Annotated in this window: 18 protein-coding genes and 1 tRNA gene; 4 read left to right on the forward strand and 15 right to left on the reverse strand. The window is 61.9% G+C overall.

Annotated elements, in window-relative coordinates:
* Positions 1–29: 29 nt before the first annotated feature.
* The 5 genes from KY465_RS00960 to KY465_RS00980 form a co-directional block, all read right to left on the reverse strand.
* Positions 30–1,010, reverse strand: coding sequence for a 2-hydroxyacid dehydrogenase (locus KY465_RS00960; RefSeq protein ID WP_219157515.1), 981 nt, complete (start codon positions 1,008–1,010; stop codon positions 30–32).
* Between the two features lie 195 nt (positions 1,011–1,205).
* Complete coding sequence (locus tag KY465_RS00965; protein WP_219157518.1) at positions 1,206–2,486, reverse strand: TRAP transporter large permease; 1,281 nt, start codon at positions 2,484–2,486, stop codon at positions 1,206–1,208.
* On the reverse strand, positions 2,486–2,998 hold the full coding sequence (locus KY465_RS00970) for a TRAP transporter small permease (RefSeq protein ID WP_219157521.1): 513 nt from the start codon (positions 2,996–2,998) through the stop codon (positions 2,486–2,488). Before KY465_RS00970 ends, KY465_RS00965 begins: the two co-directional genes overlap by 1 nt.
* A complete protein-coding gene (locus KY465_RS00975) occupies positions 2,995–3,813 on the reverse strand; it encodes a maleate cis-trans isomerase family protein (protein WP_219157523.1) in 819 nt (272 codons plus the stop codon). Before KY465_RS00975 ends, KY465_RS00970 begins: the two co-directional genes overlap by 4 nt.
* Entirely contained in the window at positions 3,806–4,795 is a 990-nt protein-coding gene (locus tag KY465_RS00980) for a TRAP transporter substrate-binding protein (protein ID WP_219157526.1), read from the reverse strand. Before KY465_RS00980 ends, KY465_RS00975 begins: the two co-directional genes overlap by 8 nt.
* Before the next feature lie 271 nt (positions 4,796–5,066).
* Here KY465_RS00980 and KY465_RS00985 point away from each other — a divergent pair, with 271 nt between their 5' ends.
* Positions 5,067–5,975: a LysR family transcriptional regulator gene (locus KY465_RS00985; protein ID WP_219157529.1), complete on the forward strand. Its 909-nt coding sequence runs from the start codon at positions 5,067–5,069 to the stop codon at positions 5,973–5,975.
* A gap of 27 nt (positions 5,976–6,002) precedes the next feature.
* Here the strand turns inward: KY465_RS00985 and KY465_RS00990 are convergent, their stop codons facing one another.
* The 6 genes from KY465_RS00990 to KY465_RS01015 form a co-directional block, all read right to left on the reverse strand.
* On the reverse strand, positions 6,003–7,481 hold the full coding sequence (locus KY465_RS00990; protein WP_219157532.1) for a pyridoxal-phosphate dependent enzyme: 1,479 nt from the start codon (positions 7,479–7,481) through the stop codon (positions 6,003–6,005).
* Positions 7,474–8,703: a diaminopropionate ammonia-lyase gene (locus tag KY465_RS00995; RefSeq protein ID WP_219157535.1), complete on the reverse strand. Its 1,230-nt coding sequence runs from the start codon at positions 8,701–8,703 to the stop codon at positions 7,474–7,476. Before KY465_RS00995 ends, KY465_RS00990 begins: the two co-directional genes overlap by 8 nt.
* Positions 8,704–8,839: 136 nt before the next feature.
* The gene (locus KY465_RS01000; protein WP_219157538.1) at positions 8,840–9,508 is read right to left on the reverse strand and encodes a GntR family transcriptional regulator; all 669 of its coding nucleotides are present in this window, start codon (positions 9,506–9,508) and stop codon (positions 8,840–8,842) included.
* Positions 9,509–9,599: 91 nt separating this feature from the next.
* Positions 9,600–9,932: a cupin domain-containing protein gene (locus KY465_RS01005; RefSeq protein ID WP_219157540.1), complete on the reverse strand. Its 333-nt coding sequence runs from the start codon at positions 9,930–9,932 to the stop codon at positions 9,600–9,602.
* A 40-nt stretch (positions 9,933–9,972) separates the two neighbouring features.
* Entirely contained in the window at positions 9,973–11,631 is a 1,659-nt protein-coding gene (locus KY465_RS01010) for a thiamine pyrophosphate-binding protein (RefSeq protein WP_219157544.1), read from the reverse strand.
* A 3-nt stretch (positions 11,632–11,634) separates the two neighbouring features.
* Positions 11,635–12,423: an SDR family oxidoreductase gene (locus KY465_RS01015; protein ID WP_219157547.1), complete on the reverse strand. Its 789-nt coding sequence runs from the start codon at positions 12,421–12,423 to the stop codon at positions 11,635–11,637.
* 134 nt (positions 12,424–12,557) lie between these two features.
* Between KY465_RS01015 and KY465_RS01020 the strand changes: the two genes are divergently transcribed.
* Positions 12,558–14,009: an aldehyde dehydrogenase family protein gene (locus KY465_RS01020; protein WP_219157549.1), complete on the forward strand. Its 1,452-nt coding sequence runs from the start codon at positions 12,558–12,560 to the stop codon at positions 14,007–14,009.
* 237 nt (positions 14,010–14,246) lie between these two features.
* Positions 14,247–15,566 (forward strand): MFS transporter, encoded by a 1,320-nt coding sequence (locus KY465_RS01025; RefSeq protein WP_219157552.1) that lies wholly within the window; start codon positions 14,247–14,249, stop codon positions 15,564–15,566.
* Between the two features lie 259 nt (positions 15,567–15,825).
* Here the strand turns inward: KY465_RS01025 and KY465_RS01030 are convergent, their stop codons facing one another.
* Positions 15,826–16,365: a hypothetical protein gene (locus KY465_RS01030; RefSeq protein ID WP_219157555.1), complete on the reverse strand. Its 540-nt coding sequence runs from the start codon at positions 16,363–16,365 to the stop codon at positions 15,826–15,828.
* A 130-nt stretch (positions 16,366–16,495) separates the two neighbouring features.
* Between KY465_RS01030 and KY465_RS01035 the strand changes: the two genes are divergently transcribed.
* Positions 16,496–17,191, forward strand: a complete 696-nt coding sequence (locus KY465_RS01035) for a glycosyltransferase (protein WP_219157558.1) — start codon at positions 16,496–16,498, stop codon at positions 17,189–17,191.
* 155 nt (positions 17,192–17,346) lie between these two features.
* Here the strand turns inward: KY465_RS01035 and KY465_RS01040 are convergent.
* The 3 genes from KY465_RS01040 to KY465_RS01050 form a co-directional block, all read right to left on the reverse strand.
* Positions 17,347–17,422 (reverse strand) — tRNA-Lys (locus tag KY465_RS01040).
* 128 nt (positions 17,423–17,550) lie between these two features.
* Complete coding sequence (locus KY465_RS01045) at positions 17,551–19,677, reverse strand: autotransporter family protein (RefSeq protein WP_219157560.1); 2,127 nt, start codon at positions 19,675–19,677, stop codon at positions 17,551–17,553.
* A 152-nt stretch (positions 19,678–19,829) separates the two neighbouring features.
* Entirely contained in the window at positions 19,830–20,750 is a 921-nt protein-coding gene (locus tag KY465_RS01050) for a PhzF family phenazine biosynthesis protein (protein WP_219157561.1), read from the reverse strand.
* Positions 20,751–20,791: the final 41 nt, after the last annotated feature.

Consider the following 20,791-nt stretch of genomic DNA (forward strand, 5'->3'; position numbering starts at 1 on the left):
CTTTTCCGTCCCCGATGCGGATCGCCGCTTTAAAATCCGGCCTTCGGATTGACCTGATGCAGCGGGGCTTCCCCCTGTTCGACGCGCCGGATGTTGGCGGCCACATCGCGCGCTGCGGCATCGGGAACCGTGATGCTCGCCAGATGCGGGGTGATGTAGACGTTCTCCATTTTCCAGAACGGGTGATCGCTGCGCAACGGCTCCGAAACAAAGACATCAAGCGTTGCGGCACCCACCTGTCCCGACCGCAGCGCTGCGAGCAGATCATCCTCGTTGACCACCTCGCCGCGCGACGCGTTGACGAATTTCGTCCCCGGCTTCAGCGCATCGAACACCGACTTGTCCAGCATGCCGCGTGTGCCCGTCGTCAGGGGCATCATATTGACCAGAATGTCGACATCGCCGAGGAAATTCTCCCACTCGCCCGGATCGGAAAAGCATGCCACGCCGTCGATCTGCTTGGGCGCGAGATCCCAGCCGCGCACATCGAATGTCAGATCGGCCAGGCTGCGCGCCGCAGCCGAACCGAGCGCTCCGAGACCGAGAACCCCGACACGGATACGATCGAGCGGGGTTGGATGGATATAGCGCCATTCCGACTGGCGTTGCGCCTTTTCGAAATCCGGCATGTCGCGCGCATAGCGGATGACGGCGAACAGAACGTAGGAGCGCATCAGCGCCATCATGCCCGAATCCGACAGCCGGCAGATCGGCACCTCGGGCAGGTCGGCCCGTCCGGTCAGGGAATCCACCCCGGCGCCGAGATTGACCACCAGCTTGATGTTCTTGTACGGCGCGAAAAAGCCCTCCGGCGGCCGCCATGCCAGCACATAGGTAATGTCATCGGCATTGCCGACATCCGGATAGATGCGGATATCCAGGCCCGGATAGGCCGCCTGCAAAGCGTCAGCCCACTCGGTCGGATCGTCGAACTGCGAATAAAACAGCAAGGCCCCGCGCGATGTCTCCCCTTGCGGCGCATGCTCCTTGAGCGTGATATCGGTCTTCATCTTACCACCTGGTCGGTTGTCTGGCCGGACATTGCGTCTGTCCATCCGGCAATTCGGTCCATCTGCACGGCCGTGAAACGCACCTTTCGGGCACCTCTCGCGGCCTGTTCGGGTCAAGTCGGTCCGGACGGCCGATGAATGGATCGGCTGCCTGGGGCCACCGCCCGAAGGCGATGACGAGCTGGTCAGGGGCCACTACATCAGGGCATAGGGCAGCCAGGTCGAAAGGCTTGGCACACACACCAGCAGCAACAGGAACAGGATCATCGCCACCAGAAACGGCGTGTTGGCGCGTATGGTCGCCACCACGTCCTCCTGGCCGATCCGGGCCGCCACGATCAGGGCCAGCGCCACCGGCGGTGTCACCTGTCCGATCACCACGGTGACAATCATCAGAATGCCGAAGTGAACGAGATCGATGTCGAGCGTGAGAAGGGTCGGCAGCAGCACCGGCATGATCATCGGGATCAGCGGATCAAGCACCATGCCGGCGACCATCGCGATCAACAACAACAGGATGATCTGCGGAATGACCGTCTCGAAGGGAAACAGCGACTGCAAGCCCTCGGCCAGCATGATCGGCACCCGTGCCTCCGACAGCGCCCAACCGAGCGCCACCGAAAATCCGACCACCAGCAGCACTTCGCCAGTCAGGATCGTGGCCTCCACGAGGACGCGCCCGAGGTCCTTGAGGCGCATCGTGCGATACACCCCCATGGCCAGGAAAAGCGCATAGGCGACCGCGAAAGCCCCCGCTTCGGTCGGTGTGAACAGCCCGAAGATGATACCGCCCAGGATCAGCGCCGGCAGTCCCATCGGCAAGATGGCGCGCCGCCCGGTGCGCAAAAGCTGCAGCCAGGCAAACCCTTCCATCGGTTGCCATCCATGCCTGCGCGCCAGCACCCCGACCGTCAGCATCAGCGTGGCGGCGAGCAACAGGCCGGGCACGACGCCAGCGAGGAACATGGCCCCGAGCGAGGTCCCGGTCACCGCCGAATACAGGATCATCGGCGAACTGGGCGGCAACAGCACTCCGATGCCCGAGGATGTTGCCGTCAGCGCCGCCGACAACGGGCCCGGATAGCCATTCGCCTTCATCTTCGGGATCAGGATCGATCCCGAGCCGGCCAGATCCGCCACCGATGTGCCGATCATGCCGCCAAACATCAGGCTGACCGCCACATTCACATGCGCCAGTCCGCCGCGCAGCCAGCCGAACAGGGCGGTGGCGAAGGCAAACAGCCGGTCGGCAATGCCGCTGGCATTCATGATCCCCCCGGCCAGAATGAACAGCGGCAAGGTGATCAGGATGTAATCGTTGATCCCCGTCAGCATCTGCTGCGGCAACGCCAGCTGCCAGCCGCCGCTGATCAGCAGGAAAACGACGACCGAACTGGCCAGCGCGACAATGATCGGCATGCCGATGACGGCCAGGCCACACAATGTCACGATCGTCACGAAAGCGACCCACAGCATCAGCGCGGCTCCCGCTTGAACACCGACGCCAGCACCGTGACAGCCAGCCCGGCAAGGGCGAAGAACACGCCGCCGATCATCACGCCTTTGGGAATGCGCAGGATCGGCGAGACATCACGCCCGAACAGAGCCAGATATTGCCATGTGAGATAGGCGCAGTAGAACAGCACCGCCGAGCCCGCCAGGCCGCACACGATCGAAAGAACCCGGCGCACGCCAGGGCTGATGCGCCCGATCAGAATGTCGCAGCAGATCAGCGACTGGCGCAGCCCCGCCAGCACCATGCCGGTGGCAACGATCCAGACGAGGATGTTGCGGATCAGTTCCTCCGACCACGGCAGCGGCGAGGAGAAGGCGTAGCGGCCAACCGCATTGGCCAGCACCAGGGCCGCCAGCGCCGACATCAACACCATCGCCGCCGCCTCGAGCAGGCGCGTGAGCACCAGCACCGATTTCGCGCGCCAGCCGCTTGCCGCCGATGCCCCGGTTTCGGCATCGAGAAGCGGCATCATGACGGTGATCCCGCAGCGCTGCTCTTCGCCACGCGGCCCTCAAACAACATGCCGTAGCCCGGCTTGGCGCCATCGACGCCGAGGGTCTCCAGGCAATGCCAGAATGACGCCTGCACAGCCGAGATCACCGGCTTGCCGAGTTCTTTCTCGAGGGCGTCAATGACGGCCACGGACCAGAAATTGGTGCAGGAAATGAAGATCGCGCTGGCATCCGGCCGGTCCACCGATTTGACCAGCTCGTAGATGTCCTTCAGCGGCACCTCGGCAAGCGCCTGGTCCGTATCGATGCCGAGATTGGCCGAGGCCACCACCGGATGATCATTTTCTTCCAGGAAACGGATTGCCCGCTGGTGAATTTCGTCAAGATACGGTGTCGCCAGCGCGATCTTGCCGGCTCCGACCTTTTTCAGAGCCGCCAGCGTCGCGGTCGAAGCCGTCGTGATCTTCGGTCCCGGCACCCAGCTTTTCAGCTTCTTGGTCAGTCCCTCATCATAGGCCGTTCCGTGCAGGAACGAGGCGCTGGTGCCGCCAAAGCACAGGATATCGACCGGCGCCGACCCGAGAAGCTTGGCGGCCTGTTCAAGTTCAGGTGCCGTCATCATCGCTTCAATGCCGGCCAGCGTGACCTTCGGCAGCTTGATGCGCGTCGTGTGGATCGCCACGCCTTCCGCCGCCATGGCCCACATTTCCGATTCCATGACAATCGATGAGGCCATGAAGATCAGGCCGATCCGCGCCTTGGTGCCGTTGCCGTCATAGCGGAAGATGGGGGTGGCAGGACTTTCGTCCTGCCGGTTTGTTGCGCCCCTATTCATTGATGCTGCTCTTCACGTCAGCCATGAAATCCTCACCGACAACCTTGCCGATTTCCTCATGGATTTCAGCCGAGGCCTCCTGGAAAGGAGCCAGATCCGGAGCATTCACCGTAACGCCGGCCTCTTCGAAGATCGCCACGAGTTCGGCGTCCTGCTTGTCCGAATTCTCGTGCGTGACAGTCGCTGCCGCCTTCGCCGCATCCTTGACCGCGGTTTTCATCTCGTCGGACAGAGCGTCATAGGCGTCGCCATTCATCGCCAGCGTCACCGGGGTGTACACATGGTTGGTCAGCGAGATGTACTTCTGCACTTCGTGCAGCGAGAACTCCTTGATCACCGACATCGGGTTTTCCTGACCATCGATCGTGCCCTGGCGCAGCGCCAGATACACATCTCCGAGGTCGATCTGCACCGGTGACGCGCCGAGCTTGGTGAACGCCATGATGCGCGTCGGGCTGCCCGGCGTACGCAGTTTCAGACCCTTCAGATCCTCCGGGGTCTCGACCGGGCGTGTATTGTTCGACACGACGCGCACGCCGATTTCGCCAAACGCCAGCACTTCCAGATTGGCCGATTCGCGCAGCACTTCGGTCAGCTTCGCGCCAAGATCGCCGGCGAGCGCATCACGCGCCTGCTGCTTCGAGGTGAACAGGTACGGCGCATCGAAAATGGCGAATTGCGGTGCCAGCTGCACCACGCCGTCCGATCCGAGCGGCACCACCTGTGCCTGGTTGACGCGCAGCATCTCGACCAGGGCAAACTCGTCGCCGAGCGAGCCGCCATCGAAAAATTCGATCTCGACTTCGTCGCCGGCTGCCTCGGCAAGATTGTCACGGAATTCCGCCAGCATCACATTGGTTGGATCGCCGGAGGTGGTTTCCACGGCAAGGCGAAGTTTGACTTCGGCCATTGCGGTGCTCGCATAAAGCGCTGCCGCCATGAGGGCGGCGGACGCAAATGCTGTGTTCTTGAAGATGCGCATGAGTGACTGTTCCTTTTTTGGTTTCGATGTGGTGACCAGCGTGTTCATCGATTTTTGCTGAGGTCCCCCGGGCTTGCCGGCCATACTGCCTTCGTCGCCGAAGCCGCGTCGCCACACGTGAGGTGACGGTCTGACGGTGCGCTGAGACAGCCTGGTTCAGACGTATGCAAGCGTTGCTCCCTGTTTTCGAGAAAATGCAACAAGGGGAGTGTGCAGCCTTTCCCGATATCGGTAAAATACGAAATCAGAGGGTTTTGCATCGGAAAAAATTATGCAATTTTCACTTCGTCTGTTGCGCTATGTCGTCACGGTGGCCGAACTGGGCAGCGTCACCCAGGCGTCGCGGAAATTGCGGATCTCGCAACCGGCCATCTCCGGCGCCATCGCTGACGCGGAAGCGCATCTGGGCACGCAGATATTCATCCGCCACCACGCGCGCGGCGTCTCGACCACCGCTGTCGGCGCCCGTTTCGTGCATGAAGCCCGCCTGCTGCTGCGCCACGCCGAAGATTTCGAGCGCTCGGCAGCGACCCTCGGCACGGGCATTGCCGGTGAGATCACGGTCGGCTGCTTCGGGACCCTCGCCACCCGCTACATGCCGGCGCTGCTTTCCGAATTTGCCCAGCGCATGCCCTCGATCACCGTTCAGCTGGAAGAGGGAAACCAGCAGGAAATCGTCGATGGCCTCGTGTCGGGGCGCATGGAGATCGCCATTGCCTATGCCTACGCCTTGCCGCGCGAGATCACCGGCGAGCCGCTGGTCGAGTTGCCGCCCTATCTGCTGGTCGGCGCCGACCATCCGCTCGCCCACCAGGACGAGATCAGTCTCAAGCAGGTGGCCAACGAGCCGTTCATCCTGCTCGATCTGCCGCATTCACGCGAATATTTCATGAACCTGTTCAGCCTCTGCCACGTCATGCCGCAGATCGTGTACCGCTCGAAATCCTACGAGCTGATCCGCGGTCTGGTCGGCCATGGCCGTGGCTACACCATTCACAATGCCCTGCCGGGCACGTCGGTGACATACGATGGCAGTGAGGTGACGGCGCGCCCGATCGTCGAAAAACTGCCACCGGTGCGGGTGACCAGCCTGCGTCTGCGCGACCAGACGATGCGCCCGGCAGTCAAGGCCTTTGCCGAGTTCCTGCCGGGGGCGTTCTCACCGGGCGGCCTGTTCTAGCCGCCCCTTCAAGATCGAACGCCGGGGCTATGCGGTGCTGGCGTTGAACTCTTCGATCATCCTGTCCCAGACCGGAACGATGTCCATCAGCCCGTCCCAGAAGGCCTGGTCGCGCCGCGCTTCGAACAATTCGAGCGGCGTGCCCTGCTGCTCGACCCAGGTGTAATAGCCGAGATTGAAGATACGATCCTTCTCGGCGCGGGTCAGTTCCAGCATGTTGTCGGTGGCGATTCCGCCGATCTCCCGCCCGAACACTTCCGCAGCATCGAGTTCGGTGAACCCGTCAGGGAACCGGGTCGAGAGGGTCTTGGTGAACTGCGAGCCGTACATTTCCGCCGAATCCGTCGCCACCGTGACCAGCGCATCATCCGATTTCAGGTCAAGGAAGCGCGCCAGCTTGATGGCTGCCACCACATTGGCAAGACCCGAAAGACCCAGATGCGACAGGGATTTCAGCGTGTCCGCATCAACCCCCTTGTGGGCGCGCAGATAGTCTTGTCCGGCATCGCTGTTGAACAGCACATTCAGCGTATCGGAGCTGCGGTCAGACACGCCGATCACATAATCGCTTCCGAAAACATTGTGGATCAGCGGCACATGTTTATCGCCGATCCCCTGGATGTTGTGTTCGCCATAGCCATTGCGCAGCAGGGTCGGGCACTCGACCGCTTCGACCGCCGCAACCTCCATGCCGAGGCTCGCCTTCAGATGATCGCCGGCGGCAATCGTTCCGGCCGAACCGGAGGCGCAGACGAAAGCGCGCGGGCGTATGCCGCTCTCCTCGCTCAGCGAGCGTGCCACCGCCTCGAGCGCCTTGCCCGTCACCGCCCGGTGAATGACGTAGTTGCCGAACTCGCTGAACTGGTTGAGGATGACATTGCGCTCATCCTGCGCCAGTTCGTGGCAAGCGTCGTAGATTTCCTTGAGATTGCTCTCGCTGCCGGGGGTGCGGACAATGTCATCGGGATCCTTCACCCATTTCGCCAGCCAGTCGAAGCGTTCGGCGCTCATGCCTTCCGGCAGCACGGCAACGCTGCGGCATCCGAGAATCGTTGAAATGGCCACACCGCCGCGGCAGTAATTGCCGGTGGACGGCCATACCGCGCGCTGCGATAGCGGATCGAACTGGCCGGTCAGAAGGCGCGGCAACAGGCAGCCATAGGCCGCCAGAACCTTGTGCGCGGCGATCATCGGGAAACCGGCGCCGAGCACGACGACGATCTTCGCCTTGACCCCGGTCAGTGCCTCGGGAAGCACCATGTGCCGCGGCATCTCCGCCTGCCCCTTGCGGTCCGCCCCGTTGTGCCAGTGCACCCGATAAAGGTTCAGCGGATCGGCACTATCGGGATCGACGTCGCTCAGCGCCTGCCGCGTCTCGCTGGAGATCTTGTCCGGCTTGGCGAGTTCGGCGATCGTCGGCAGACGCACGCCCTGATCCTTGAGATGATCGCGGGCGCGCTGCAGGCGAGCCTTGTCTACGGTTGTCTTGGCAAAGACCTCATGCATGGTTGTAAATCCCATCAAGTGCAGTTTTCGTGTCGCCGCTGACCAGAGCCTCGTACAAGCCCGGATCAGTGGCACCTTCGGTGCCGAATAGCAGAACTCGCGAGTCCGCGCCCAGCCCCAGTTTTTCGCGCAGCGTTGCGTCCGACAATGCCGTCTGCAGGCCGGCGAGGCCCGCTCCGCCGGATTCGCCGATCACCAGCGCCGGGTCGCCGCCGACCGGATCCGCCAGCACCCGCATCGCCTTGATCGCGGAACCATCGCCGATGGTCAGGTAATCATCGGCGGTCTTTTCGAGAATCTGCCAGGCGACAAGCGAAGGCTCGTAGCATTCGAGCATCGCCATGACCGTCGGCTGCTCCGCCGCCATTGCCACCAATTGACCGGCCGTGGCGCTGCGCTGCAGGCAGTTGGCCCGGTCCGGTTCGACGACGATGATGCGTGGACCGTTCTCGCCGAGCCGGTCGTGGAAATAGCCCGCGACGACCGCCGCCAGACCGCCGACGCCGCCCTGCACGAAGACATGGGTATAGGGCGCGCTGGCCTGCTGGAAGATTTCCTCGAGCATCAGCGTGTAACCCTGCATCACCAGGCCGGGAATTTCCTCATAGCCAGGCCAGGAGAAGTCCGACACCGTCGTCCAGCCTTCCTTGGCGGCGGTTTCCGTAGCTTCGGCAACCGACTGGTCGTAATTGCCGGCGGTTCTGCGAATCTCGGCGCCGAACTGCGCGATGGCACGCTCGCGGCCCCTGCTGACACCGCGATGCAGGAAGATGACGCATCGGCAGCCGAACTTCTGTGCCCCGGCAGCCACCGAGCGGCCGTGATTGCCATCCGTGGCGCAGGCCACCGTCATTTGCGCCGCGACCGCCTTGCTCTCGTCGCTGAGCATTTCCGCCGGTTCGACCTTGCGGCCAAGGCGTGCCTCGAGAAAACGGTGCACCAACCGCGCCACCGCGTAGGACCCGCCAAGCGCCTTGAAGCTGAACAGCCCGTAGCGCTGGCCCTCGTCCTTGAGATCCAGGCTGGCGACGCCGAGCGAGGCGGCAAGACCGGGCAGGCAGACGAGCGGCGTCGCCTCGTAATCGGGAAAGGCATCGAGATATTCGCGCACGATGGCCGGCGCCTGCTGCCCGGCGATTTCCGCTTCCGCGGCCGACAGCGCCGAACCCTTGTGTGCCGACGAATTGGCAACCAGGGTGCCTTGTGAGGGTGGTAACGTCATCGATCTCTGTCCTTTGCGCAAAGGTCTCCCCGCCGCCCGGCCGCGGCGGCAGGGCTTCAGAAAGGCGTTGGCAGATGCCGGAGCAAACCGGCGGTGGTTCAGCTTGGGTTGGGCGCGATCCGCCAGGGTCAGGACCCTAGTCCCGGTTTTTCACTTCCAGCGCGATCAGCACGTCCGTTGCTGACCCCGCAAGCAGATCGACATGCTCACGCATCAACTGGTGGGCGGTTTCGCCCTCCCCTTCCTCGATCGCCTCGACAATGCGGTAATGCTCTTGCACCGAGCGTTCCATGCGCCGCGGCTGGAAGGTGATGTGCCGGCGATAGACATTCAGCCGCTTTTCAAGTTTCTCGCATTCCTCCAGCAGAAACTGGCTTTGAGCTCCCTTGTCGATAAAGGCGTGAAACTGTGTATTGGCCGCATAGAATCCATCCGCATCATCCGCCTCGGCACGCTGGTTGCAAATATCGTTGAGGCCGCGCAGCGTCTTCAGCTCGGAGCGGTTGAGGCGTCGGGCGCACAGCCGTGCCGCCAGACCGTTGAGTTCAGCAAGCACCTGGAACATCTCGACCAGTTCCGCGGTCGTCAACGTGCGAACAGCCGCGCCCTGGTTGCGCCGGATCTCGACCAGACCACTTGAAGCCAGATGCCGCAGCGCTTCACGCACCGGCGTGCGCGACACTTCGAAACGGCGCGCCAGCGCCTGTTCATCCAGTCTGTCGCCCGGCTTGAGCTGCCCGACCAGGATATCGTCCTCGAGTATCCGGATCAGATTTGCTGCCGATGCTCCCTGTTCACTCCCCACCGAAAGCCACCTCCCGCTTGATGCCGCACTTTCACGTCCCAGACAGATGCAACGCGCGACTTGCAGATGCAAGAGTGGACGCTGCCCGGTCCTATTGCACGACCGTTATAACCAGGGAAACGCACTCTTCCTCTTGCTCATTGATCGTGTAATGCGGGTCCTTCGGCTCGAACAGCACCGCTTCGCCGGCCTGCAGCGTGAACCGCTCATTGCCGGTATCGAACGTCAGGGCGCCGCTGAGTACATAGAACACCTGCGACCAGTCGTCATGATGATGCAGCTCGCCACCGCCGCCCTTCGGCGCCTTGGAAACCTGCACGCTGAAATTGCTGCCAGCAAAAGGCACGATATCGAGCACATTGAGGCCGCCGAAATGGTTTGGCGGGGTGATCCCGGTCTTGTCACCGTCTTTCCAGATCTTCACCTGCATTCTCCGAGTTTGGTTGCGCTTGTTTCGGTTGAACCTACGAAATATAGGCCATGTAAGGGCTGATCACGCTGCGGACCGGCACCTGGATGATCGCCGGCTTGCCGGACTTGATGGCTTCCTGCACCGCGTCTGAAATCTCTTCCGGCGAACGCGCCAGATAGCCTTTTCCGCCCAGACCCTCGGCGACTTTCGCCCAGTCGCGGCGCGGCAGATCCATCTCATAGGTCTTGCCGAAGCTCTGCTCCTGCGGCAGGGCGATGGCTCCCCACAGTTCATCGTCGAGCACGACGACGATGAAGGCGTGGCCATAGCGTTCGGCGGTATCGAGTTCCGTGACGTGATATCCGACCCCGCCATCGCCGACAAAGACGATCACCGGCACATCCGGGTCGGCAAATGCAGCCCCCGCGCCGTAAGGCACTTCGGCGCCCAGCGTTCCGGACTGGCCCGCCCTGAGATAGCGCCCCGGCGCCTTGATCTGCAGCCGCGCATCGGCCCAGAAATCGATATTGCCATGCGAGGTGACGAAGATGGTCTCATCCGGGGCCGCGCCCGAGACCGCATCGACAGCTGCGACCGGATGCAGGCCCTTATCATTGCCCTCGCCAAGCTGGCTCTCGCGCTCGGCCTGCCAGGCAGCAACCACCTTCTCCACCCAGCTCTTGTCAACCGGCATTGGATCGAGGTCGGCAAGCTGCTCGACAAAGGATGACGGAGCCGCCGCGATTGCCACATCCGCCTTGCGGTTGCGATGCAGGAGTTCCGGGTCGGAGGCGACCTGGATGACCTTCACCCCCTCGCCCAGCTTGTCGCCAAATTCGAGATCGAACTCGAAATGATGACCGAGAACGAGGACGCAGTCGCTGTCCTTCAGAGCCTGCCGCAGGGTCGCATTGCACGGCGCATAGCCGGGCCCGGCGCACTGCGCATGCCGCTCGTCGATGATGCCGCGCGCCAGCCGCAGGGGCGCAAAGGGCAGACCGTGCTTTTCCACCGCCTCCTGCAGGCGTTCGCTTCGATCGTAAAAGGCCTCGTCGCCGATCAGCACCAGCGGCCGCTTGGCCCCAGACAGCAATGACTTCGCCTGCTGCCAGTCGCCGCCGTCCAGTCCGGCCCGGCCCGGCATCACCGGGGCCTTGTCGGACAGCGCCTCGGGCTTTTGCAGCGGCGCATGCAGCACATCGGTCGGCACTTCGATGAACACCGGACCCGGACGGCCCGCCCACATCTTGCGCCAGGCGATATCGAGATATTCCTGCAGCCGGTCGGGATCGGTGCAGCGCGCCGCCCATTTGGTCACGGCCCGCATGGCCGGTAGCGTTTCAAACGACATGCCGGCGCCGCGCTCGGACACCGCCGTGCCCGACTGGGCGCCGACGATCAGCAGCGGCGTGCCGCCCAGATTGGACACGAGCGCCGGGGTGATCGCATTGGTCACGCCCGGTCCGAGCGTTACAACCAGGGCCGCCGGTCGACCGGTCACCCGGCCCGCCGCCTCGGCCATGTAGCCTGCCGCCGCCTCGTGGCGCGTATGCACCAGCTGCACGCCCTGCGCCGCACAGGCCTGATAGATCGAATTGATGGGGCCGCCGGAAACCGAATAGACGTGCCGGATGCCGGCATTCTTGAACCAGCTTATGATCGCGGAGCCGCCATCGGCAGTCCTGGTCATCGTCGAATCAATCTTGGTCATGTGTCAGTAAGCCCTTGATTTGCCGCCATCGAGCGCGATGGCTGTGCCGGTGATGAAGCCGCCGCGTTCGGAGCTGAGCATGGCGACCATGGCTCCGAAATCGGACGGGTCGCCAAATTTCTGCGCCGGCACCTCATTCAGCCACAGCGCCTCCGCATCGGCGCGGCTGAGATTGTCCCGCTCCATTGATGACGTGACGAGATATTCCATGCGATCGGTCGCGAACGGTCCCGGGCACAGGCAATTGACCATGATGCCCTCATGCGCGAACTCGATCGACAGCGACTTGGCCATGCCGACCATCGCCAGCCGGATGGAATCCGACAACACCATGTTCGGCTGCACGATCTTCACGCCGACCGTGGTGACGAAAAGGATGCGGCCCCATTTCTGCTGACGCATGTGCGGCAAGACCAGATGGCACAGGTCGACCACCGGCAGCAGGCTCTCGTTCAGCGCCAGTTCCCAGTCCTTGCGCTCGATATCGAGAAACGGCCCCGAAGCCGGCCCGCCCGTGTTGGCGACAAAGATATCAATGCCGCCCAGGTGCTCGACAGCTTCCGCCACGCCGGCAGCAAGCGTATCGCGTTCCGACAGATCGATGCGCACCGCAACCGCCTTGCCGGCACCGGCTTCGCGCAGCGCGTCGAGCAATTCCGACATTTTTGAAAGATCGCGCCCGGCGACTGCAATGTCAGCCCCTTCCGCGGCCAAAGCCAGGGCCGACGCACGTCCCAATCCGCGTGATCCCGCGGTCACCAGAACACGTTTGCCCTTCAAGCCAAGGTCCATTTCGCTCCTCCATTTACTTTCGAGATCGCTACCAGACCGCACACAACCTGTCAATTTATGTCGACAATATTTTTTTATATGTATACAATGCTGGACGTAAACCGAATGAAGAACACCAAGCAGGAGCCAATTTCATGGGCATCACCACGATCCCCCTGGTCATCGGAGGCCAGACACTCTCGGAGGGGTCCGAGGGCGTCGGAGAATCGATCAATCCGGCCACCGGCGCGGTGCTGGCAAACTATGCCAAAGCCGGCGAGCGCGAGGTGAATGCCGCCGTCAGCGCAGCGCGTCAAGCATTCGATACGGGACCCTGGGGCCGCATGCGCCCGCATGAGCGTGGCCGCATCCTGCACCGCATCGGCGAGTTGATGCTCGAGCGCCGCGACGAGATTGCCCGGCTGGAAAGCCAGGACAGCGGCAAGCCGATGCGCGATGCCTACTGGGAGGTCGATTGTTCCGCCCGTTTCTTTGAGTACTATGCCGGCGCCGCCGACAAATTGCACGGCACATCGATCCCGATCGGCCCCGGCTGGACCGACTGGACGGTGCAGGAGGGCATCGGCGTCAGTCTGCACATCATTCCCTGGAACTACCCGTTCCAGCTGATTGCGCGCGGTGTCGCTCCCGCCCTTGCCGCAGGATGCTCGGTGATCATCAAGCCGGCCAGCGAAACGCCGGTCACCGCCTATGAGTTTGTCAAGATCTGTCAGGAAGCCGGTCTGCCGGATGGCCAGGTCAATCTCGTCAACGGACGCGGCTCGACGGTCGGCGACATGCTGGCGCGCCACCCCGGCGTCGATCAGATCACCTTCACCGGCTCCGTGCCCACCGGCCGCCGCGTTCAGGAGGCCGCTGCCTCGCACGCCATCCCGACCAATATGGAACTGGGCGGAAAATCGCCGCAGATCCTGTTCTCCGATGCCGACATGGACAGCGCCATTCCGATCGTCGCCGGTGGCGTCTTTTTGCATTGCGGCCAGGTCTGTAACGCAGGCACCCGTCTGCTGGTCGAACGCTCGAGCCATGATGCGGTGGTCGACAAGCTGCACGCCCACATCAAGAACATGCAGCTTGGCGCCGGCATTGATGACCCGGACATGGGACCGCTGGTCAGCAAGGCGCACAAGGAGGATGTGACGGGTTACTATGAAGTGGCCGGACAGGACGGCGAGTTGCTTCTCGGCGCCGAACTGCCGACCGATCCGTCGCTCTCCGATGGCGCTTTCGTCCGTCCGGCTTTGGTGGTCGGTGCCAGCAACGAGACGCGCATCGCCCGCGAGGAGATTTTCGGCCCGATCCTGACGGTGATCCCGTTTGATACGGCGGAAGAAGCAGCGCAGATCGCCAACGACTCGCCCTTCGGGCTGGTGGCCGGCGTGCATACCACCAATCTCGACAAGGCGATGAACATGAGCCAGCAGCTGCGCGTTGGCCAGGTGTGGATCAACTCGTTCGGTGTCGGGCTCGACGTCGAGTTTCCCTTCGGCGGCTACAAGCTCTCCGGCTTCGGCCGCGAAAAGGGGCTCGAGGCCATCGGCGCCTATCAGCAGACCAAGAATGTCTGCATCCGCCACACCCGGTAAGAGGGCCGGCAAGACCCTGCGTCGCGGGAGAGGCGGGACCGCCCCTCGCGGCGCCTATCAGATGACCGGTGGCCGGCGGCGCGCATTGCCGGCGGCCATTGGCCCCGACACGGATGACCCGCAACCTGTGCGGTAAGCATTGAATCCAAACGAGAGCTCCGGCAGATTCGTCTGGTCCATGAGCTTTGATGCGAGTGTCGCCTTGTCGCGCGGCTTCGCTGCCACGGAGAACCTCGCATGCTGGCCATTCTTCACAACCGCACCTACCGGCACCTGTTTTCGGCGCAGATCATCGCACTCATCGGCACCGGTCTCGCCACCGTCGCCCTCGGCCTGCTGGCCTTCGAACTGGCCGGCAACGAGGCCGGCGTGGTTCTCGGAACGGCACTCGCCATCAAGATGATCGCCTATGTCGGCGTCGCCCCCATCGCCTCCGCCTTTGCCGAAAGCATTCCGCGCCGCGCCATGCTCGTCTCGCTGGATCTCGTGCGCGCCGCGATTGCCGCCTGCCTGCCCTTCGTCACCGAAATCTGGCAGATCTACGTCCTGATCTTCCTGCTGCAATCGGCCTCCGCCGGATTTACCCCCACCTTCCAGGCGACGATCCCCGACGTGCTGCCCGATGAGCGCGACTATACCCGCGCCCTGTCGCTCTCGCGCCTCGCCTATGATCTCGAAAGCCTGGTCAGTCCCCTGCTCGCGGCCGCGCTGATCACCATCGTCTCGTTCAACAGCCTGTTTGCTGGAACGGCGATCGGCTTTCTCGCCTCCGCCCTGCTGGTTCTGTCCGTGCGCCTGCCCAGCCCGACACCCGAGGAGCCGCGCGGCATCTATGATCGCATCACGCGCGGCATCCGCATATATCTGTCGACCCCGCGCCTGCGCGGCCTGCTGGCGATCAATCTGGCGGCGGCGGCAGCCGGTGCCATGGTTATTGTCAACACCGTGGTGGTCGTCCAGGGCGCCTTCGCGCTCGGCCAGCAGGAAACCGCCCTGGCGCTCGCCGCCTTTGGCGGCGGTTCGATGCTCGCCGCCTTTGCCCTGCCATCGCTGCTCGATCGTCTACCGGAGCGGCCCCTGATGATCGGTGCCGCAGCCGCAGCGGCCCTCGGCATGGCCATCGGCAGCCTGATCAGCACATTCGCTGTCCTGCTTGTCCTATGGGCCGTGGTTGGCGCCGCCTATTCCGCGGCGCTGACCCCGTCGGGACGGCTCCTGCGCCGCTCGGCGCATCCCGAGGATCGGCCGGCTGTGTTTGCGGCGCAATTCGCGCTATCGCATGCGGGCTGGCTGATCACCTACCCGCTGGTCGGCTGGCTCGGCGCCACCGCCGGGCTCGATACCGCCTTCCTCGCCATGGCGGCTCTCGGGGCCGTCGGCATTCTCGCCGCGCTGCGCTTCTGGCCGGCCGATGACAGCGAAGTCATCCCCCACACCCACGACAATCTCGACCCGGATCATCCGCATCTCGCCGATGCCAGGCCGGGACGCGCGGGCTATCGCCACGCCCATGCCTATGTCATCGACTCCTATCACCCGACCTGGCCGACGCAGTAGGTGCGGCAAAGCGGTAAGCAGCGCCGGCCGTGGTGATGATCAAGTCAGAGGCGGGAGGCTAATTGGACGATCGTGCGTTAACCCCTTTGAAGACAAGCACGCCTCAAGCCTCTTTTATCCGGCATCCAAGCTCATGGCGAGTTCAGAACGAGACATGAAGAAAATGTGTGTTTGGGGGGGGGGGCGAACGAAGCGACCCGGCCAGGCTCATGCGCGTCAAGCTGTGCAGTTAGTTTGCGGTGACACAAAGTTTGCAAAGTTAACGCTGGCGTGGATAGGTATGCGCAATATCAAATATTTGCTGTGCAACCGATGTAGGGGCTCCCCTTGCAATATCATCAATTTGCAGTTCCGCCGGCGCATGTCCAAACTTCTCATGGCTAGTGTTTCGAACGGGAAGCTTATTAATTGCAACGCCAAGAGCCGAAAGGTCTGGAATTTCAATGTAAATAGGCGGGCTCATCGCGATATCTTGGCATATTCTGTTCCAATATATATATGATGAAGCGGCAGCGCCGACTGGGCCCATTTCAGCAATATCCACCCCAAAATATTTTTTTATCGTTCCCCGGCGATGCTTAAAGGAAATGTTATTTCTTTGGCTCGCTTCATTCTCAAGGATGATGGACGGAATAGCTTGGATCGGATTACGCATATAATGTAATATTTTCTCGGCCTTCAAGGTTTGAACCTTGTCGTCAAGCATGCCTTTGAAGAAGCCGTTCTGATGAAACCCCGCGTGCCACCAAGACACCAAACCGTCCGCTTTTAGCGTTTCATGGCCAACTTGTACTCCCACCTCTCGTAATCCAGATGCGAGGGCTGCTGACCCGCACCTTGGATGGCCGATAACGAGGAACCTAGTGTGGACGACATTCGTATTGATGGTAGAGTGGATCACAATAATTCCATCGTGCCGGAGTACAGGTTTGATCTTCACTTACTGGACACATCCGCTCAAGGACGCACCCGATTCCGAAAAAGAGTGGAAGACGCTTACCAGCGCTTTCCGGTCTTTTGGCGATGAGGACGTTCTACCTCTTCTGGACCAACACCGGGCGGGGCTTCAAGACCTCTTTCAGCGCATATCTCTTCCAGCATGCAAGTCCGATATTGCGAGATTGGCTCTACTCTATCAATTTGGCGGACTTTACGTGGACGCACATGCTGCCCCAACCACCGGCGGCCCACTTATCCGCACTCTTGGGCGACTGGCAAGGCTGGAGTGTGTGCTATTCGGAAAATCGGTTGAGGATAACACACACAGGATTGATCTTGTTAACAGCGCGATCTGCGCACGAAGTCGCAGTCCGATCATAGGCAAGGCCCTTAATCTCATCCTTGACAACCTTTACGCGCACTTTGAAAGGGAACAAGAAACTTCGGAATATATCCCCTATAATTTAGCTGTAGTTTCAGGTGCATGGCCGATTGGAACAGTCGTTCTTGATAGAAGTCGGAAACCGTTCGTCGTAAAAGATGAATTACGTGATAGGGTGGATATATTACACCTTTCTGAACAGTCGGATCACGGATTCCGACTGTATCGTCATTATAAATACAGGGGAAAAGGACAACACTGGAGAGAACTACAAAATCATAATCGTCTGTTTATTGATAAATGAAAATATTTCACTAAAAACACATTACTATATACAGATTTCCATCGATTTTTTTGAGTAATCGATTTAAATAGAAGCGATCCAAATTTGATCCAATACCCGCATCACGCGAGGCAAATGCGCCCGCCTGGAATCGGACAAATTATCTGAAGAAAAAATGGTGGGTGAGCACGGGCTCGAACCGTGGACCCGCTGATTAAGAGTCAGCTGCTCTACCAACTGAGCTACACACCCATTCCGAAAACAAGCGGAACGAGGCGGCATATAGGACGAACGCGCCGCACTGTCCAGACCTTTTCTGCATCAACGCCGCATTCCGCGCCGCCAGCCGCAACACCGGCCGCAAACCCGCATGGCAAGCTCTAGAACATCAACCCGAAGCTCGCCCTCGCCCGCACCTCGGCGAAACTGTCACTGCCGCCACGCCCTTCCAGCGAGGCATCCAGCGACCAGTTGCCGCGATCGGGCCGGTGTTTCAGTCCGACACCGGCAAATCCGCTCACCCGGCTCTCGCCGAACGAGCCGGCCACCGCAAAGGGCATGCCGGCCAGGGTCACATTGACATCGTCATCTCCGAGATTGAAGACGCCGTCGATGCCGGCCCAGGTCTCGACCGACAGCGTGCCGCCGGCAGTGTGCTGCTCGGCGGCGCGATAATTGACCTGCGAGCGGATCGTCGCGGCGTGCAGGTCGCGGCTGCTCACACGCATATTCGCGGCCGAGCCGGTTTCCGTGTATCCGTCGAGAAACAGCGAGGCGAAGTGCCCGCCGACGCTGACCGCGACCTTTTCATTGAGCGCCCGCGAGACGGTCAGCGCGGGCGAAAAGAAATAGCCGTCATAATCGCCGGACGCCGTTTCGACGCCGCCGGCAACCGTGTTGTTGGCAACCGTCCGCTCGGAACTGAAGCGGCCCAGCCCGCCGACAAGACTGGCGCTGACGCGGTTGCGGCCCATGTCACCGGCGCCATACAGCCCGCCAAACAGCGTATCAGCATCGATCCGCTGCGCATCATAATGGCTTTTCAGCTCGGAATGCGAGGCGCCGAGAAAACCGCCAAAACTGTGCGCGCCGGAGGCATATCCGCCGCCGGCGATGAAACCGCCATAGCTCTGGGCGCCGCCTGTCGTAATGCCCGATCCGTCCTGCTGCTGGTACCCGGCAAACCCGCTGGCCCAGACATGGCCGTTGCCATCGGCATCGCCCTGCGCATATCCGCCGGCGGGGAATGGCCCGCCATCCGAAGCGTCGCGCACCGCCGCGTGCACCGCCCCGCTCAGCGTCTCGATGAAGGACTGGGACAGCGCAAAGCCCGACGGATCGATCGCATAGACCATCGTGCTGCCCGCATCATGGTAAAACGGCACGGGCGAAGTCACGCCTTCCAGTGTCCCGTCATAGGTGAGATGCAGATTGAGCCCGGGGGCAATCATCAGCACATCATCGGGGCTGTCGAATACCACCCCGCCATCGAGCACGGACCCCCCGCCCAGGGTCACGCGCGATCCCGCCATATCGCTCGCCATGTGAATGGCGTCATAACCGGTGGCTGCGATGATCGTGCCGAAATTGCTCAATTCTTCCGTGCGGTCCGAACTGCGGAAAAGGACGCCGTGCTCGACTGTGCTTTCGATCAGCCCGAAATTGAACAGAGCATTTTCTTCAGGCACGAACTCGCTCACGAATGGATTGTCGGCGATGAGCTGCGATTCAATCGTCGCCGGATCCACGTAACTGTTGGAGAAATCAACCCCAGGTCCGCCGCTGCTGCGGATGATGCCATTATTGATCAGCGTGTTGCCGTGACCGCCGGTCATGTTGAATTCAACGCCAGCGTCTCCGCTGCTCCAGATCACGCCATCATTGATGAGGGAATTTCTGTAGCCATATGTCGAACTGAAATAGGCGCCCCGGCTGAACGCGCTGCCGATCTCACCGCCACTGTGGTTGTGGAAAACATAGGCGTAGCCATAGGTGCTGCCGAGCGTTACGCCGGGCCGGATGCCTTCGCTGGTGATGGTGCCGAAATTGTCGAGCCGGCCGAACGATCCGTAGGTCTCGCTGAAATAGACACCCCGATTGGCGCCCGGAGCGGATGAAATCATCCCGTAATTGACCACCGTGTTGTGGTGCCCTTCCAACTCCGAAAAGTAAATGCCATCCCTGTCCGCCGCGAAGATCGTGCCGTGATTGATCACGACCGTGTTGTCACCGTCGATATCGATGCCCGAGCGTCCTCCGAAAATCTCGCCAAAATTCACAATGCGCTGATTGTCGGCATTGGCCTCGACGGCGTGATCGGTTCCGGCTGTCGTGTCGATTGACGCCCCGCGCTCGACCGTCAGACTGTCCCCGTCATCGCTGAGCACCAGCGTCGTGCTGCGGTCCGAGGACACCACGTAATCCGTGGCTGCCGCCTGGGCCGCCATCAGGGCCAGCGCGGTGCTGCCGGAGAGAATGCAGAGAAGCGAACGGTTCGGAAGCATCATGGCGCGCCTTCACGATCAGCGACACAGGTGAGCGAAAATCCAATTCACCCCCTGAATCAGATTGGTTTGGGATGATTGCACAGAAGTGAATAAATCCCAAGCGCACCCGCCCTCCGGGCCGGCCCAGCTTTTCCAAGGGCTGCTGGTGCGGGTCAGAGCAGCAGTTTTCCCTCTGCAACCTTCACTGCCTGGCCACCGATGCGCCCGGCCTTGATCTTGCCGCCGGCAAGATCGAGATGCAGGTGAATGTGGCTCGGCCGCCCCATCTCCACCCCCTGCTCGATCATTTCCGTGCAATGCCCGTCAAGCAGCCCGTCGAACCGATGAATGGCCCCGGCCAGCGCCGCCACCGCCGCGCCCGTCGCCGGATCCTCGGCGATCCCCATGCTCGGCGCGAACATTCGCGCGTGAAACGACGCATCGTGATGCTCGCCGCCGCGGCAATAGAGATAGCAATCGGCCGGCACCCCGCCGACCAGCGGTGCAAATTTCAACCAGTGGTGCATATCCATGCGCGCCTTTGCCGCCGCAGCCATGTCATGCACCGGCACGAGCACGAACGGCACCCCGGCACTTGAGACGGAAACGACATGGTTTTCAAAACCGATCTCGTGCACGCCGAGCCCGAGCGCCGCGGCGACATCCGCCGGCTCCACCGACGCTGCGATCGGCGCCGGCAGCCGCGGCAGGTCGAATTCGGCAAATCCAGGCCGCCCCTTCTCGAGCTGCACCGCGCAGCGCACCGGTCCGACCTCCTCTTCCAGGACTTCGACGAGATCGATGCCATCCTCCTGCAGGTCGGTGCGCACCCGGCGTTCGGCCAGTGCGATCGCCGCGCCAACGGTCGGATGACCGGCAAAAGGCAGTTCCCGGCTCGGGGTGAAAATGCGCAGCCGCGCCGTGTGCACCTCATGCTCGGCCGGTCCGACGAAACAGGTTTCCGAGAGATTGAACTCGCCGGCGATGCGCTGCATCAATGCCGCGTCGAAATCACCGGCGCCAAACACCACCGCCAGCGGATTGCCGCCAAAGGGCCGGTCGGTGAAAACGTCGTAGATCGCATATTCGCTCATGCGTTGTCCTGTCATGCTCCTGGGATGTCGGCTTTTCGGTT

Origin of the sequence: Neohoeflea coraliihabitans (genome assembly GCF_019334345.1) — a bacterium.
Taxonomy (GTDB): domain Bacteria; phylum Pseudomonadota; class Alphaproteobacteria; order Rhizobiales; family Rhizobiaceae; genus Pseudohoeflea; species Pseudohoeflea coraliihabitans.

What these genes read in the sequence shown, in the direction of transcription:
- KY465_RS00960 (WP_219157515.1), bottom strand. Translation starts at nt 1,010, where the DNA reads ATGAAGACCGATATCACGCTCAAGGAGCATGCGCCGCAAGGGGAGACA.
- KY465_RS00965 (WP_219157518.1), bottom strand. Translation starts at nt 2,486, where the DNA reads ATGCTGTGGGTCGCTTTCGTGACGATCGTGACATTGTGTGGCCTGGCC.
- KY465_RS00970 (WP_219157521.1), bottom strand. Translation starts at nt 2,998, where the DNA reads ATGATGCCGCTTCTCGATGCCGAAACCGGGGCATCGGCGGCAAGCGGC.
- KY465_RS00975 (WP_219157523.1), bottom strand. Translation starts at nt 3,813, where the DNA reads ATGAATAGGGGCGCAACAAACCGGCAGGACGAAAGTCCTGCCACCCCC.
- KY465_RS00980 (WP_219157526.1), bottom strand. Translation starts at nt 4,795, where the DNA reads ATGCGCATCTTCAAGAACACAGCATTTGCGTCCGCCGCCCTCATGGCG.
- KY465_RS00985 (WP_219157529.1), top strand. Translation starts at nt 5,067, where the DNA reads ATGCAATTTTCACTTCGTCTGTTGCGCTATGTCGTCACGGTGGCCGAA.
- KY465_RS00990 (WP_219157532.1), bottom strand. Translation starts at nt 7,481, where the DNA reads ATGCATGAGGTCTTTGCCAAGACAACCGTAGACAAGGCTCGCCTGCAG.
- KY465_RS00995 (WP_219157535.1), bottom strand. Translation starts at nt 8,703, where the DNA reads ATGACGTTACCACCCTCACAAGGCACCCTGGTTGCCAATTCGTCGGCA.
- KY465_RS01010 (WP_219157544.1), bottom strand. Translation starts at nt 11,631, where the DNA reads ATGACCAAGATTGATTCGACGATGACCAGGACTGCCGATGGCGGCTCC.
- KY465_RS01015 (WP_219157547.1), bottom strand. Translation starts at nt 12,423, where the DNA reads ATGGACCTTGGCTTGAAGGGCAAACGTGTTCTGGTGACCGCGGGATCA.
- KY465_RS01020 (WP_219157549.1), top strand. Translation starts at nt 12,558, where the DNA reads ATGGGCATCACCACGATCCCCCTGGTCATCGGAGGCCAGACACTCTCG.
- KY465_RS01025 (WP_219157552.1), top strand. Translation starts at nt 14,247, where the DNA reads ATGCTGGCCATTCTTCACAACCGCACCTACCGGCACCTGTTTTCGGCG.
- KY465_RS01045 (WP_219157560.1), bottom strand. Translation starts at nt 19,677, where the DNA reads ATGATGCTTCCGAACCGTTCGCTTCTCTGCATTCTCTCCGGCAGCACC.
- KY465_RS01050 (WP_219157561.1), bottom strand. Translation starts at nt 20,750, where the DNA reads ATGAGCGAATATGCGATCTACGACGTTTTCACCGACCGGCCCTTTGGC.